The 16,127-nt window shown below is 39.9% G+C and carries 6 protein-coding genes; all 6 read right to left on the bottom strand.

Features of this window, described 5'->3' with window-relative positions:
* Positions 1–14: 14 nt before the first annotated feature.
* The 6 genes from BMX24_RS04910 to BMX24_RS04935 are packed head-to-tail and all read right to left on the bottom strand — an operon-like array spanning position 15 to position 16,004.
* Complete coding sequence (locus BMX24_RS04910) at positions 15–1,286, bottom strand: condensation domain-containing protein (protein WP_089790939.1); 1,272 nt, start codon at positions 1,284–1,286, stop codon at positions 15–17.
* A gap of 1 nt (position 1,287) precedes the next feature.
* Entirely contained in the window at positions 1,288–3,687 is a 2,400-nt protein-coding gene (locus BMX24_RS04915) for a glycosyltransferase (protein WP_089790940.1), read from the bottom strand.
* Positions 3,680–4,471, bottom strand: a complete 792-nt coding sequence (locus tag BMX24_RS04920) for an alpha/beta fold hydrolase (protein WP_089790941.1) — start codon at positions 4,469–4,471, stop codon at positions 3,680–3,682. The genes BMX24_RS04915 and BMX24_RS04920 overlap by 8 nt, the downstream gene beginning before the upstream one ends.
* Complete coding sequence (locus BMX24_RS04925; RefSeq protein WP_089790942.1) at positions 4,462–4,761, bottom strand: acyl carrier protein; 300 nt, start codon at positions 4,759–4,761, stop codon at positions 4,462–4,464. Before BMX24_RS04925 ends, BMX24_RS04920 begins: the two co-directional genes overlap by 10 nt.
* The gene (locus BMX24_RS04930) at positions 4,749–8,984 is read right to left on the bottom strand and encodes a type I polyketide synthase (RefSeq protein WP_089790943.1); all 4,236 of its coding nucleotides are present in this window, start codon (positions 8,982–8,984) and stop codon (positions 4,749–4,751) included. The genes BMX24_RS04925 and BMX24_RS04930 overlap by 13 nt, the downstream gene beginning before the upstream one ends.
* Before the next feature lie 21 nt (positions 8,985–9,005).
* Positions 9,006–16,004: a type I polyketide synthase gene (locus BMX24_RS04935; RefSeq protein WP_089790944.1), complete on the bottom strand. Its 6,999-nt coding sequence runs from the start codon at positions 16,002–16,004 to the stop codon at positions 9,006–9,008.
* Positions 16,005–16,127: the final 123 nt, after the last annotated feature.

The following is a 16,127-nucleotide window of genomic DNA, read 5'->3' on the forward strand; positions in this document are numbered from 1 at the left end:
TAGTTTTCGTTTGATCATAATATTGCGACAGATTCCAGTTGATGTTTTACAATTTTAGTTATCTCTTCACGGATCGCCAATGCCTCCGAATGCGGCAAATACCCTTCGCTTCCCATAAAGGAAAAATTCATTTCTCCCCGGAAGGTTGAAGCCACCATCGTAGTCGTATTTCCCAGAGGACCGATCACAGACGGACTGAAAACATTTTCCAGCGTAAATTCTTTGTATTGATGAGCAATCTGGATGCGTCCCAGGTTAGAAAACATACAGTCGTTGGAAGATTTTCCGTTTTTCAGTAGTTTGGTGAAATTGCTCAGGGCATCATGCGCAGATTCCATCACCATCATCGTGATGTACGGATTGAGTTTGGATGTCTTTTTTTCTACCGTTTCCTGCATTAGCTTTAAATTTTCTTTAAAACTTAATTTTTTCTTTAAAGAAACGACAATCATTAATCCGAAAGCAAAAATATGATCATCCTTGATCTGATTCGCAAAACGCCTGATATCTACCGGACAAGAAACTTTATTAAACGCTTTTTCCCTTCTTATTTTTTGAAATGCCTTTAAAACCGCCGCACTCAGGAAGGTATTTACTGTCACTTTTTGAGATTTGCAATAAGTAATCAATTCATGGCTTGTCTCTTTATTGAATTTCCAGTTGAGTAAATAATCGCTTTGCCGATCAGTTGTTTTTTTATTAACAGGAATAACTTTGATCGCTGTTGCAGCCAATCTTCCGATCATTTTTGCCTTCAATTTTTGTCCGCGGCTGTTTAAAATTTCGTCCGGAACCACGTCATGAATTCCCAAAATCGGATTTTCCATTCCAATATCATAGGTGGGATCATTCAATATTTTTAAAAATTCATCTAATAAAGTCATTGCAGAACCGCCATCACACAAGCAATGGTGGAACACAAAAAGGATGTCCGAAAATTCTTCTCCTTTAAGCCAGACAACACGCAAAAGCGGCTCTTCTGTAGATTTAAAAGTGGTGTGCCATTCTTTTTGAGATTCTTCCAGCCAGTCATTATTTCCTGTTCGCGGAATAATCCTTATCGGAATCGGGATCGTTTTCTCCTGAACCTCAAACCACGGTATATTTTTTTCATCATGCTTAATAATCGCCTTTAACCACGGATGTTTCACCTGAAGCCGGCTTAAAGTATACTGAATATTTTCTATAAGAAAAATTCCCTTTAACCTGAATGGAATGACCGTGTTGAAAGGCTCTGTTCCGTCACCCAGTAACATTCGCTCACCAAATAACAATCTTCTTTTCATATTACACCGGAATTAAAGTTGATTGCTCTACAAAATTTTCCAGCAATTCTACCGCACGGTCATTTCCTCCGGCATTGATTAAACTTGCTTGAACTTGTCTCGCAGCATTTCTGTACACCGGATTTTCCAATAGTTCAAAAACAGCCTGGCGAAGCGCATCTACACGCAGTCTTTTATATCTTATACTGATTCCGCAGCCTGCCTTTTCAATTAGTTTGGCGATATGAAAATGGTCGTAAGCGATTGGGGTAATCAACATCGGTAATCCGTTGGTGAACGTATCATTCACAGTATTAAATCCGCCATGACAAATCACAGCATCCATGTGAGGCATCAACGCAGATTGTGGAACAAAACTGCTCACAATAAAATTGGAAGGCCATTCTTCGAAAATTTCCGGTGGAGTAGCGGCAATCACGGTTACAGGCTGGCCTGCAAATGCGGCAATTATTTTTTCAAAAAATGCTTTCCGGATATCAACCAATAAGGTTCCTAGTGAAACAAATATTTTTGGTGTTGTCGAAGCATTTAATTTATCCCAATCGAAAGGCGCAGGATTTGGTCTTCCTTTTACGGGACCCACAAATTCCATATGAGCCGGAACCTCATCAAAATCTGCAAATTTTTGCGAGGTAAATATTAAGTTTAAATGATGAGAATGAATAAAAATTCCATCATCTTCAATTCCGACTTCTTTTTGAAGCTGTTTGATTAAATTCTGCTGCCATTCGAAAATTTTCGGGGCACTGTTCGCGGTATCGCCCATCACATCGGGCGGAACAGGCGTTGTCGTCACACACGGGATGTTGTTTTTATGGGCAAAAAGTGCACCTCCAAACGTAATGCAATCGTTGACGATGACATCGGGTTGCCATTCTTTGGTAAGAGTTTCCAAACCGGGCATCATCATTTTAGCAAAGGGAACGTAAGTTTCTTCCAAAGCCAGTTTCATCACTTCAGGACCTGAACAGGAGGGGCCGTCATCCTGTCTTTTTAAAATTTTTGCAATTTCATCCTGATACGGAATTAAATCTTGTTCAGGATAAAAATAACTTCCTCCTTCAGGAATATGTTTGTTGTCTAAAGGGGTAATTCCGAACCATTTTACTTCATGACCACGGGCAATTAAGCTTGCTCCAACGCTCAAGGTTGGACTAATATGTCCGAAAAATGGGGGAATAACGAATAAAAATTTAGATTGGGGTTTTTCCGGCTCTGAAGTCGGAATTAAGGCTAATTCAAGCAGATAAGCTGCAGTTGTCGTACCTCCGGCTTCCAGGAAAGATTCGCGAACAGTTTCAGCAGCTTTTTTATACTCAGGATTCGTTAAAATATTGTGTACGGCTTCGTTTAAATGATGCGCTTTGAATCTGTTAAAATTCAATCGTTCCCCCGCACCTGTACGCACAACACGTCCTGCAACATGCGACTGGTCATACGCAATCGGAATCACCACCAAAGGCAATCCGTTGGATAAAGCTTCGGATACGGTATTGTGACCTCCGTGGCAGACAACGCCATCGAGATGTGGCAATAATTCGAGCTGTGGAACTTGTTGGTAGACCATAAAATGTTCCGGCCAGTGATCGAAAAGCTCAGGATCTGAAACGACAACCACCGTTAATTCTTCATCTTTAAAAGCATCAATTACCTTTTGGAAAAATGCTTTTTTGTGTTCGTGGTCGAAAGTAGTTCCGATGCTTACCAGAATTTTTTTCTTTGAGCTGTTGTTGAATTTTTCCCAATCAAATTCACAGGAAATACGTCTTTCCGTAAGAACCGGCCCGGTGAATTGAAAATTGGTGGGAAGATCCATTTCGCCAAAGAAATATCTTGACGTTAAGACCAATGTCAATAAATCTGAACAATCCAAAGCACGGTTTTCTTCAACACCCAATTCCTTCTGTAATGCGATGATCTGTTTTTCTTCCCACTCATGAACTTTCGGAAGCTCACTCATGATTTTGATGGCAGCCGGAGCAGTAACCGTTGTAGCGTATGGAAGGCCTAATTTTTTCGCAGCAATGGAAGCCGCAAATAACTGGTGGTCGCCAATCACCAAATCTGGTTGATAGGCTTTTAATAAAGGAATAATTCCGTTATAGCAATGCCTGTTTAAAGGAATCAGCACATCTTCGTAAAGAAATTTGATGCTGTCGATTCCGTAAACCACTTTTTTAGAAATAATGTCGAGATAGTTTTCGCTGTCTCTTTTTTCTTCGTCGGTCTGGTCGTATTGAATCAGTAATAATTCTCCGCCTTCAGGAAGTTTATGTTGTAATTGTTGGTCAAGACTGATCCATGCAACTTGGTGTCCTCTTTCCAGAAGAGTGGCACCGATGCTTAAGGTAGGATTCACATGACCTGTCAGTGGTGGAACTATAAATACAAATTTAGCCATGGTTTTGTGTTAAGGTTTTTAATGATTTTGATAAAAAATGGGCGATGGTTTCCGCAATCAAAACAGGTTCCTGAATCGGGATATTATGATCTCCCTGAATTAATCTTAATTCAGAATTTTCGATTTGAGTATTCAGCCATTCTCCTGTCGGTCTGCAGTTGGAATCTTCACCGTACATCAATAATGTGGAGGGTTTTAATTCAGAAAAATCAACTTCGCTCAGGAAATGCTTTTCTTTAATCATATCTGCCTTTATGCTGGTCTGGTTGAACAAAAACTCATACATCCTGTGGTTTTTTTCCATCTGTCTTTTGCCCATCTGTACTTTGGTGGTGTCGGTAAAATTGGCTACATAATGCTCCAAAAACTCTTTGCTGTATTCATCAATAATATTTCTTGCTTTTTCGTCCTGAGGATCGGGAGCTTCGATAACCACCAGCTGATTGATGCGATTGGGAGCTTTTAAAGCGGTTTTTAAAGAAATTAATCCTCCAAAACTGTAACCGACAAGATGTGCTTTTTCAATATGTAAAGCATCCATTAAAGCCAAGACATCGGAAGACATATTTTCCAGATCATAACCGTCTGTAAAACGCTCGCTCATGCCGTGACTTTTCAAATCAAACATCACAACGTGGAAATGTTTTGCCAGAATCGGAGCAATATTAAAATAATAAATAGACAGGTTGCTGAACATACCGTGGATCAGCACCACAGTTTGTTCAGCTCCTTTGTTGAGTTCCTGAATGTGAACCTTTTTATCGTTAACAGAGATTATTGGCATTCGTAGATGTAATTGATAATCATACTTAAATCAAGGTCAATCAATTGATCCAGATCCATTGAGGACAGCCATCCCGTGAAATCGATCTGCTCGCCAAAATGCGCTTTGATTTTCTCAGAAAAAGAAACGATTTCGATACTGTCCATTTCCAGATCTTTTGTGAAAGAACTTTCTGGTGTAATGTCCATTTCTTCTACAAATTCTTCACCGATAACTTCTGTGATGAAACCTTTTAAAAGGGTAAATAATTCTTCGTGATTTAATTTTTCTGTAGTGTTTATAGTGTCCATCCTATGATATAATTTTTATGTTTGATTGTTTTGATTTCTGTTTGATTAATCCATAAAGAATCTTCTGTAATTTTCTCGACTTCGAAATTTTTCGGGTTTCCTTTCAGACCGGTTCCAGCGAATTTTCCGTAGGCTTCTTTGGCTACCCAGAATTTGGTTGTCCATTCTGCCTGGTCTTTGCCTTTTAATAAGGTTAATTCGTTGTCTGTAAAGACCAAATCGTAGAATCCTGAACTTCGTTCTTCGATGATTTCCATATCGATTCCGACTGGTTTTCCGCTTTTTGCAATTCCGACGGCATCTTTTCCTTTATGCGCTAAAGAAATGTGAATATTTTCCGTTGAATCTCCGATTAAGAACGGTTTTCCGATCTCATCTTTACCAATTTCAAAAGTGATAGGAAAGCAAGGGTGATTTTTTTCCTTTTTAAGAAGATTTCTCACGGCATCTTTCAATGCAACACGGCTTACCATATAGCTTTTTCTTTTGTTGGGAAGCAATTTTTGATGATGCTTTTTTTCGTTTTGATTGAAATATCTTTTCAGAATAAAATCCCAAGATGCAACTCTTGAATACGCCTGATGAAAGAAAAATACTTCGGGAGCAATTTCCTCCGAAAGACGGTTGTGCAAAGGCGACATCGAAACATTCCAAAGTGCGGCATCGATTTCCAGACGGCGGTTTTGCCACCCTGAAATTTTACACCATACTTTTTCGTTTCTAGTTAAAAGAATATCTCCGATGGCAAATTCGTCATTCATTTCAGTCAGGCTGCATGTACATTCAAAAATACCGTCCTGATCGTATAGATCTCCGAAAAGTTCAATGTCTTTGATTTTTACAGGAAAGGCAATTCTGTCTTTCGTTAACGTCAATTGTAACCAAAGTCCAAATAATTGTCCTGCATTATCCAATAACGAACCTTTCCCGCCATTTCCTTTTATTTTTCCGATAATTCCTTTCGTTCCGACCTTTGAAACTTCCGTAATTCCCTGGTATTTTTCACCATGAAACATATGCATCTCGTAGATTTCTTCGGGAGTTCTCTCAATGGGCAATATTTCACCGATGGAAAGATTGAAGGTAGGATTCGGTCTTGCGGTTGAGGTTAATACAACTTCAGCGTTTGCAAAATTTTCAATATCTAAATAAGCATGATTGGTCGATTTCCATTCTCCTTTTACGGTTTTTTCGAAAGGTTTTGCCACATTCATCCATTGAAAAACGCTTATATTCATGATTTTATGAACCTGGCTTCCTTCAATTTCTGCCTGTGCGATTTCTGCTAGTTGCTCAAAAATCATGGTCATCGGAATCACAGGTTCCATATCGGCAACTTCTGTCCAACCTTTTGGCTGTCTCAATAAGCTGTGGTCGATGAGGTAAGGGTGAGTTTCCAACGTTATGTACAATGTTTTCTCAAAATTTTTGCTTATCGGAGTCTGAACTTTTGGCAACACAACATTCGGAATTGGAATGTTCGGACGATCCTGAAATAAAGTCAAAACTTCCTCCTGCATTTTGATCATGTCCGAAATATTATCCTGAAATGCCTGAACAAGCGGATGTCCTGACTTTGCAACTGCCGCAGAAACTTTTTGCTTCGATGTATCGATAGATTTTGCTAAATTTTTAATCTCTGTAAAATCACGGATAATCGGCGAACCTAATTTCAGTTTAATACCTTTTCCGGATGGTTTTTTTGATTGATTTTGAATATCTAAAAAGTCCAGGGCAACCGTTTTTCCTTCTACAAATAACGCAGCAACCACTCTTTGAAACTGAGCCAGTGCAGAACGTGTCGCAACACTGGAAGCAATTGTACTGAAAGCTTTTCCTTTTAATGTATCATCAATAAATCCAATTAATCCGCCGGTTCCGACCTGAATGAAAAATCTTGCCCCTTCTTCGTATAATTTATCCGTTAATTCGCGGAAACGAACGGGTTCTACAAGATGTTCCGCACTCAGTTTTCGAATAGATTCCTGGTCAGCCGGATACGGTTCCAAAGTCGTTGCCGACCATAACGGAATTTTCGTCTGCTGAAACTGTGCTTTTTCCATTCCTGCCAAAATCACATCCAGTTTATCTGCGATAAAAGGCGAGTGAAAACCTGACTGGAACGGTAATATCTGGTGGAATATCTGTTTTGATTTTAAAACAGGAACCAATTCATCCAATGCCGCATTACTTCCACAAAGAATCACCTGATTCGGGCAATTGTCATTGGAAATATAAACGTTTTTAATTGCTGAAATAATAGGCTTAATGGTTTCAATTCCAGCTCCGATAGCGATGAATTTAGAATCTTTTAATTCAAAAGTTTCAGGATTTAAAACATCAATTAAAGCTTTTACAGAATTTACTTCCGCCAATTCTGAAGAGTAGCCCGCGAGCCATTCTCCCAAACTGTGACCTGCATTCATGTCAGGAACAATTCCTAATTTTTTCAATGAATTGTCAAGAATGCTGCAGTTGTTGAAGATATGTAAAGCATCATTTAACAATCCTTCACCTTCCGTTTCAATCGGCGCATTGATGTTGAAATAACGGCTAACACTTTCCACTTCGCCTTTCGCTAATCCATCTAATCCCGGAAAGACAAAAGCTACTTTTTCTCCGTTTTGCAATAGAGGAGTGTTGGTGTACCAGATATCCTGTTTATTTCTCCACGGATTATTTTTAGCAACAATTTTAGTCGCTTTTTCAATTCTCGCAGGAGTAGGTTCGAAAATCGCCACACGGAAATTTCCTTCACCAACTGCTGTTTCATTATTTTGTAAAGCCGTTAATAACTCTTCATGCGTGGGTCTTGCCAAGATTAAAACTTCATCTTTTTTAGGCATCTCATATCCTTCCAAGACTACATGTGCATTGATTCCTCCGAATCCGAAAGCATTGACTGCCGCTACTTTTGGCAACCCTGTTTTCGACCAATTTTTTGCTTCCTGAATGGGTTCGAATCTGGTATTCTGCATCTCCGAAGTCGGATTTTCGCAGTATAAAGTCGGTGGTAATGTATCGTGATGTAGAGCCAGACAAGTTTTGATTAAACCAGCAATTCCGGCAGCGGGCATGGCATGACCGATATTTGATTTTACAGAACCGATTCCGGCAATTTTAGTGCCTTCTTCTTTTCCGAAAAACTGAGCTAATGTCTGAAGTTCAGTTTTATCTCCAAGTGGAGTACCGGTTCCGTGAGCTTCCAGATAACCGATTTGATTTTCATCTAAATCTGCATTAGCCCAAGCCTGTTGCAAAGCTTTCAACTGACCTTTTACCGCAGGGCTCATCACACTGGTTCCGTTTCCGTCACTGCTGATTCCGACGCCTTTAATGACTGCATAAATTTTATCCTGATCACGAACGGCATCTTCCAGTCTTTTTAATATGATAAATCCGCAACCTTCACCAATCAACAGCCCATCGGCATCACTGCTGAAAGGCTTAATTTGCTGTTGACGTGACATGGCTCCTAACTGTGCAAAAATACTCCAGAATGCAGCGTTTTGTCCGGTGTGAACACCTCCTGCAATCATGATGTCGGAACGGCCTCGCTGAAGTTCTTGAACTGCATGATCAACGGCTAATAAAGCACTTGCACAAGCAGCATCAACGGTAAAAGCTGCACCTCCCAAATTGAATCGGTTGGCTACCAATGAAGCCACTAAATTTGGGATTAATCCCATTGCCGTGTCGGCTGCGAAACGTCCTTTTCTTTCCTGAAAAGCGTGTTTTACTTTTTCAATATCGGCAGAAGAAATTTCGGGTAACAGTTCTTTTAATAAAGAAGAAATTTGTTCCCCAGTTCTTACTATTTCAATGGCACGGGTTGCTCCCGGTCCGGTATAATTCCCTTTCCCGATGATGATTCCTGTTTTTTCGAGCGAAATATTTTTCTTAAATATTCCGGCATCGTCTAAGGCTTTTTGAACCAAATCCAATGTCAATAAATGATCGGGTTCAGTTCCTTCAACCGCCAATGGTAAAATTCCAAAAGCGGTTGGGTTAAATTCATAATCCGAAATAAATCCACCACGCTGACAATAAAAACGGTCAACCGGATTCGTACTGTCACTGAAATGAACAGGATCGATTCGGTCGGCCGGAGCCAACTGGGTAGAATCTACTTTATTGACAATATTCTGCCAAAAAGTATCGGCGTCCTGCGCCCCCGGAAAGACGCAAGACAGACCAATGACAGCAACATCTGTTTTTTTCATATATTCAATTTAAAACAGAGATTACCAGTTAGTTCCAGACATGATTAATACCTGACTTTCAGTTCCGTATTTTATTTCATTCAGGAAAATTTCCTTGCCCTGTTCCAACGGAATTAAAGAAATACCTCTTCTTTCATATTCTGTTTCCAGAGTTGGTGAAACCATTCCTGCTCCTTTCCACGGACCCCAGTTGATGGAGATTACTTTTCCTTTTAATTTTTTATTTAAAGCATTGGCATAATCGTCTAAAACTGAGTTTGCGGCTGCGTAGTCGGTTTGACCTTTATTTCCATACACCGACGCAATGCTTGAGAATAACACTACAAACTGACAATCGGTACGAAGTTGCTCAGCCAATACACGAAGCGGTTTTACTTTAGTATCGAAAACACGTCCGAAAGAGCTTGTTGTTTTTTGCTTAAATAATTTATCTTCCAACAATCCAGCACCGTGAATTACGCCATCTAAACGGTTGTATTTTTCATAAATAGAATTAATTAATTCAGACAACCCATTTTCATCGCAAAGGTCTAATGATTGGTAAACAATTGTATTTCCCAATTGTTCCATATCTCGGATGGTGCGTAGAATCTGGTTGTTTTTATAAACTTTTATTGTTTCTTTTTCGATTTCAGAGGGCGAAGTAAATGTTCCGGATTTGATAAGATAAGCTCTTATTTCTTCCTTGGTTTTGAATGCTTCTAATTCACTATTGGTTGTCAGATTTCTCGGATCTGCCGATCTTCCTACCAAAATATAAGTACAAGGATAAGCCTTTGACATATGTTTTGCGAGTTCGGAAGTAATTCCCTGTGCGCCGCCAAGAACCAAAACAACAGAATCTTGATCCAATTGAATTTGTGCTTCACTCAAACCTGTTGACAAAGGTGATGGGATAATGTCTACTTTATGTCTTTGGTCGTTTTTATAAATAACCTCAGAAGGTTTATCGGTCGATAATATTTCTTTTAAAGTAATTTCTGCGATCTGATCGATTTGTTGAGGAGAAGTTAAGCTGATCAATCTGCAATTGGTCTGTTCAAACTCACGGGCTAAGCTTTTGAAAAGTCCCGGATGTCCTTTGTAATGGCGCAAAAGGGTAGTGTCCGTCAGTTCCTGAACGTGAGCCGGAATGTCTGAAATTAAATAAATCCATTTTGCTTTATCGAGATCCATTTTTTTGATTAAATCAACATGGTCGATGATATTGTGTTTTATAGAAGATGAGAAGAGATCAAGGATAATTAATCCGTCAAAGTCTTTTAAATCTTTATCAGAATCAGTCAATTCTGCAATCGCGCCATGCTTTTCAAGTTCGTTTTTGATGGCTAAGGTTTGGCTGTTATCGTTTTGAGTGATGGCAAAACGTTTTCCTTGTAGAATTTCATTATTTTCAATTAAAGAAACATTAGTGGGAGTCAGGTCGAAACGAAGACGTGACAATGGATTTTGTTCCGGTTCAGGCGTGCTGTTTCCATTCATTTCGTTGATCCATGAAGCTAATCCGTTCAATGTTTTAATCGCAGCTAATTTTTCCATTACATCATCAGCCTGTTCCATGTCGCTACCGAAACCGATTTTTGTTTTAAGATCACCGATAATTTCCATACGTTTGATGGAATCGATGCTTAAATCTGCCTCTAAATCAAGATCTAAGCCCAACATTTCCTTTGGATAGCCTGTTTTATCGCTTACAATATTTAAAATAGCCGTCTGAAGTTCTTCAAGAGAAAAAACAGCCTGATTTTGAGCTTTTGGAGGTGCTGTTTGTGCGCAGACATTTTTCTCTGAACTTCTTGTATTTGCCCCGCTATATTCTGTTAGCCAGGAAACCAAACCGTTTAATGTTTTAATTCCCGCCAATTGCTCCATGATGGTATCTTCATTTGCGTTATTTGAAGAAAATGAGCCTAATTCAGCTTTCAACGTACCAATGATTTCAACTCTTTTAATGGAGTCGATACTTAAATCTGCTTCCAAATCCATTTCCATGCCCAACATTTCGTGAGGATAGCCTGTTTTATCACTTACCACCTGAAGCAGTAATGTTTTAATATCCTTTACCGGAGACTGTTTTACGGGAATGATCACCGTTTTTTCTGCACCATCATTATTGGGCATCGAAACAACCGGCGCCTGAATATTCTGAGTAGGAATGTTTTGGACGGGAGCATTGTAAACGACCGGAGCTTGGTGAACCTGAGGATGTTGTCCCAAAAAGGTAAGCATCACATCACGTTGCGCCTGAATCATGAGCTTCATGCTGTTTAAATATTCCTGAAGCATACGTTCTGTATTGGATTGATTTTCAACCGGAGGATTTTGAGTATTGGTGAAATTGTTCATTTGAAGTGGATTTATGATGGGTAATGCACCGTTGGCAGGAAGTGAACCTGTCGTTGGATAAGCTGCCTGTCCGTTTACACGCCAGATGGCAGGACTTTTTTTGTACAGTTCGGGCTGGTCGATTTGAATTAATTTCACGTTTCGACCGTCGAAAAGTTTAGCAATATTGAAGTTTCGGCCTGTTCCCAAATATTGGGCAAGCGTTGAAAGAAGATGTGTTAATTTGTTAGAATTATTATCTTCAACAAAAAGCGTTAAATGATCTTTTTCCAGACAAGATTTTGTTAATCCTGTCAATACTTTTCCGGGGCCGACTTCGATGAATATTCTTGCACCGTCGTTGTACATCGCCTGAAGTTCTTCCACGAATCTTACAGGCTGTACCAAATGGTCGGTTAATCTTTCTTTGATGTCTGAAACGTTTGCAGGATAGATTTCTGCTGTCGTGTTCGACCAAACCGGAATTTGCATTTCGTTAAATGGGACATCCTTTAAAACAGATTCATATAAACCTTTAGATTTTGCCAATAGCGGACTGTGAAATGCGCAGGCAACTTCCAGTTTTTTAGCAGAGATTTTTTCCTGTTTTAAGATTTCCATTAATGTGTTGATGGCTTCCGTGCTTCCTGCCACTACACATTGAGTCGGGGCGTTATAATTTACCGGATAACAACCTTCAACTTGTTCTAAAATAGGCTGTAAGTTTTCTCTTGTCGAGCTCACCGCAATCATAGAACCGGGATCACCGCCTTCAACGGAATTTAAAATAGATTTAGCTCTTTGAATACTTAAATCAACCAGTTTTTCTTCTTCGAAAACCCCTGCGAAACACAATGCCGGCAATTCTCCATAGCTGTGACCCGCCAACATATCCGGAACAATGCCGATGGATTGTAAGAATTTAGCTAATGCCAAATCAACGATTCCTAGTAAAGGTTGCGCTAAACGGGTATCTTTTATCGTTTCTTTTTGTTGTTTTAAAGTTAATTCATCAAATGTTTTTGACGGGAAAATTACTTTCTCCAGTTCAGGATAAGAATCGATTAATTTTCGCATTTCAGGGAAGGCAACGAATAAATCACGAGCCATGTTGATGCGCTGGCTGCCCTGTCCTGGGAATAAGAACGCTACTTTTCCTTCTTTTTTATTAACAGTAAATGTGTTTTTGCTTTCAATTCCGGACAACGCCAATTCGATATTCATCATCAAATGTTCGGCGGTATCGGCAACGATGCTCAACTGAACCTGTTTTTCTGAATGTATGGCTAAACTGTAAGCAATATCTTTTAAAGCAATGCTGTCATTAATTTCAAGTAAAGATTTAATTTGATTTAATTGAATTTTAGCTTCCTCATACGTATCTCCACGGAAAACAAATAATTCCGAAGGCCATGACTGCAGCACCGCAGAATCATCTTCTTTCGGATGATTGGCAATGACCGTATGGAAATTCGTTCCACCAAAACCAAAGGCACTAATTCCTGCATAACGGTTTTTATCTGCCCAAAGTCCGGTTTCTGAATTGAAAGCAAAAGGGCTTGTTTCTGCCTTATAATATGCATTCGGCTGCTGAAGATGAAGCGTTGGAGGTTTTACTCCGTGATAAACCGCCAGAGAAGCCTTAATTAAACCTGCCAATCCAGCTGCACATTTTGTATGTCCGATCTGAGTTTTTACTGAGCCTAAATGCGTCTGTCCCGGCACCGCTCCCGCACGACTGAATAAATTTGTTAATGCACTCAATTCCGTTTTATCTCCAACAACGGTTCCTGTTCCGTGCGCTTCCACCAATCCGACTGAGGAAGGACTGATCCCTGCTTGGGAATAAGCTCTTTCGAGCGCGCGAACCTGTCCGATTTTTCTCGGAGCGGTCAATCCGAGCGCTTTTCCGTCACTCGATCCGCCGACACCTTTTATTACTGAATAAATTCTGTCGCCGTCTTTTATGGCGTCTTCATATCTTTTTAACACTAAAATAGCAACGCCTTCACCCAAAGCGATTCCATCGGCTTCATTATCGAAAGTCGCGCATCTTCCTTTTCTGGAAAGGGCATGCGTGCTGGAAAACATCAGATAATCATTGATACCGTTGTGTAAATCGGCACCGCCTGCCAATACCATGTCTGATTTGCCTAAAACCAGTTCCTGACAAGCCAGTTCAAGCGCTGCCAAAGAGGAAGCACAAGCTGCATCTACGGTATAATTTCTTCCGCCTAAATCTAAACGGTTGGTAATTCTTCCTGCAATAACATTCGCTAAAATTCCAGGGAAAGAATCTTCTGTGGTGTGAGGAAAAGCTTCCTTAACTTCCTCATGAAGCTCACCGAAAACCTGCTTGTAAAAGCCTCTGAAACTGTAGCTGTTGGCCAGGTCATTACCACCTTCAGCACCGATAATTACAGAGATATTTTCTCTGTTGGCGTGTTTATCATACCCTGCATCTTCCATGGCACGTTTGGCGACTAATAAAGTCAGCAATTGTGTTGGTTCGATCGCAGCCAGAGATTGTGGTGGAATTCCGAATTCTAATGGATCAAAATCGATTTTCGGGATAAATCCGCCCCATTTTGAGTGGGAAACATCGGCTTCGTTGGAATCGGGGTGATAGTATAATTCTTTATTCCATCTTTCGTCAGGAACTTCCGTTACACTGTCTTTTCCAAGGATAATGTTTTTCCAATATTCTTCGAGATTTTTAGCATCAGGGAAAATACATTCCATACCGATGATGGCAATGTCTAAAGGTTTTTCTACTGAAACGGGTTCTTCTGAAAGTTCAGCTTCCTGAATATATTTTTGATTATTAATACTAACATTTTCATGCAATTCATTCAAAGAAATTACCTTGTCATGCATCGTTGCGATTTGTCCGATCATGTACATTCCCAAATCCAATTGATCTTCTTTAGGAATGTTGATTAATTGATCGCCTTGACGTTCGACGCCTTTTGCGGCAATTCTTAAGCGTCCGACATTTAACTTTTCAAGTTTTTCCCAAACTTCTTTTTTATCGGTTCCTGCAGTGATTAATTTTGCTTTTTCTTCATTAAAATATTTAGCAAAAGCGGTATCCAAACAACGCGTTTCGTGTCCGGGAGCGGTTTCCAATAAAACTGTTTCCTTTGCCTGCATTGCCTGTAGCTGGAATTCTTCCTGAATCGCACCACATTCCACAGCTTCCTGTGTGTAGAGATACGCTGTTCCCATCAATACACCGATTTTTACGCCTCTTGCAGCCAATGGAGCCGCCATGATGGAAACGAACGCCGTTGAAAAATCGTTGTGAATTCCTCCTGCAAAAAATACGCTGATGTTTTCAGGGTGGTCTTCTTTTAAAATTCTTTCAATCTGTTTTTCCCAAAGAACCGTGCTTGAAAGCGGACCGACGTGACCGCCACATTCACGACCCTCAAAGATAAAGTTCGTAGCACCTTCCTTCAAGAAAATATCTAAAAGTGCAGGAGAGGGGACGTGTAAAAATGTTTTAATTCCGGCTTTTTCGAAAACTTTTGCCTGGGCTGGTCTTCCTCCTGCGATTAAAACGACAGGTGGTTTTGCTTCTAAAATATAGGAAGTTTGTTCATCTCTCAGTTCCTGTGGCGCAAATCCTAAAATTCCGACACCCCAGGTTTTTTCTCCGGCCAAATTTTTAGTATCAAATACCAAAGATTTTGCCTGATTTCCTTTTAATAAAGATAAAGCAACAAAAGGTAAAGCCCCGGCTTCTGCAACCGCATTGGCGAATTCGGGAACATCACTTACGCGGGTCATCGGACCTTGTGCGATGGGATATTTTAACCCTAAATCTTTGGCCAAAATATTGTCCTGATTGATTACCAGAAGTGCTTTGGCCTGTTTCAGGTGACCGTACATGGCTTCTTTAAAACCGAAAACTAATTTTTTCAGATTTTTAAAATCTTCATAGAAGTCGATGGCCAAAGAAATGTCTTGTCCCATTGGGATGTAACTCTTATTGATGTCGAGATCTTTGAAATATTCTCTAAGCTCTTCAGTGGTTATATTTTCTGATAGGGTGGGTGAATTGGGTCTTACCAAAACACGATGATTGGCTATGATTTTGGTTTCCGTACCATTCAATTTTGAACATAATTCCTTTATTTCTTTTGAAACAAAACTTTCCGGGAATAACGCGAGCTGGCTGTCTAGCACGATGCCTGTCGCTCCGAGGGCTTTTGCTGCGGCTGCGGTGTGAAGTCCGATTCCGCCTTGCAGCCATACAGGAATGCTGCGGATTTCTTTGATAATGCGCTGAAACAGTACAAATGTCGATTCGTAGCCCACTAATCCTCCTGCTTCGTTACCTTTTATGATGATGCCTGTTGCTCCCGACTGTTCGGCTTTTAAAGCTTCTTCAAGACTGCACACCTGATAAATAACAGGCAGATTTGGAAGAAGATTCATCGATGTGCCGAAAGGAAGGATGGCCGCGGTTACTTTTTCCGAAATTTGAAGAGAAATCAGGCTGTCGTTAGGAAAATAAACGCCATAGGAAGGTATATTTGTGTTGTTGATTTGATCCAATGCTTCCTGGGCAATTGCTAACTCGTGTCCTAAGCTTAAGATAGGAAAAGCACCCGCTTGATGCAATGCAAGCATGAGATTGACATCAGGCTTTTCAAATGGTGTTAATCCGATAATGGTTACGTTTTTCATTACATTTATGATTTGAAATAAAATTGGCAAAGAGATGTGGTAACACATTTTAAAAATGATATTATTTTAGAATGTGTTTTGATTGAATAAAGATATAGATTGTTGATTTTAATTCAATATAAT

Source organism: Chryseobacterium wanjuense, assembly GCF_900111495.1.
Taxonomy (GTDB): domain Bacteria; phylum Bacteroidota; class Bacteroidia; order Flavobacteriales; family Weeksellaceae; genus Chryseobacterium; species Chryseobacterium wanjuense.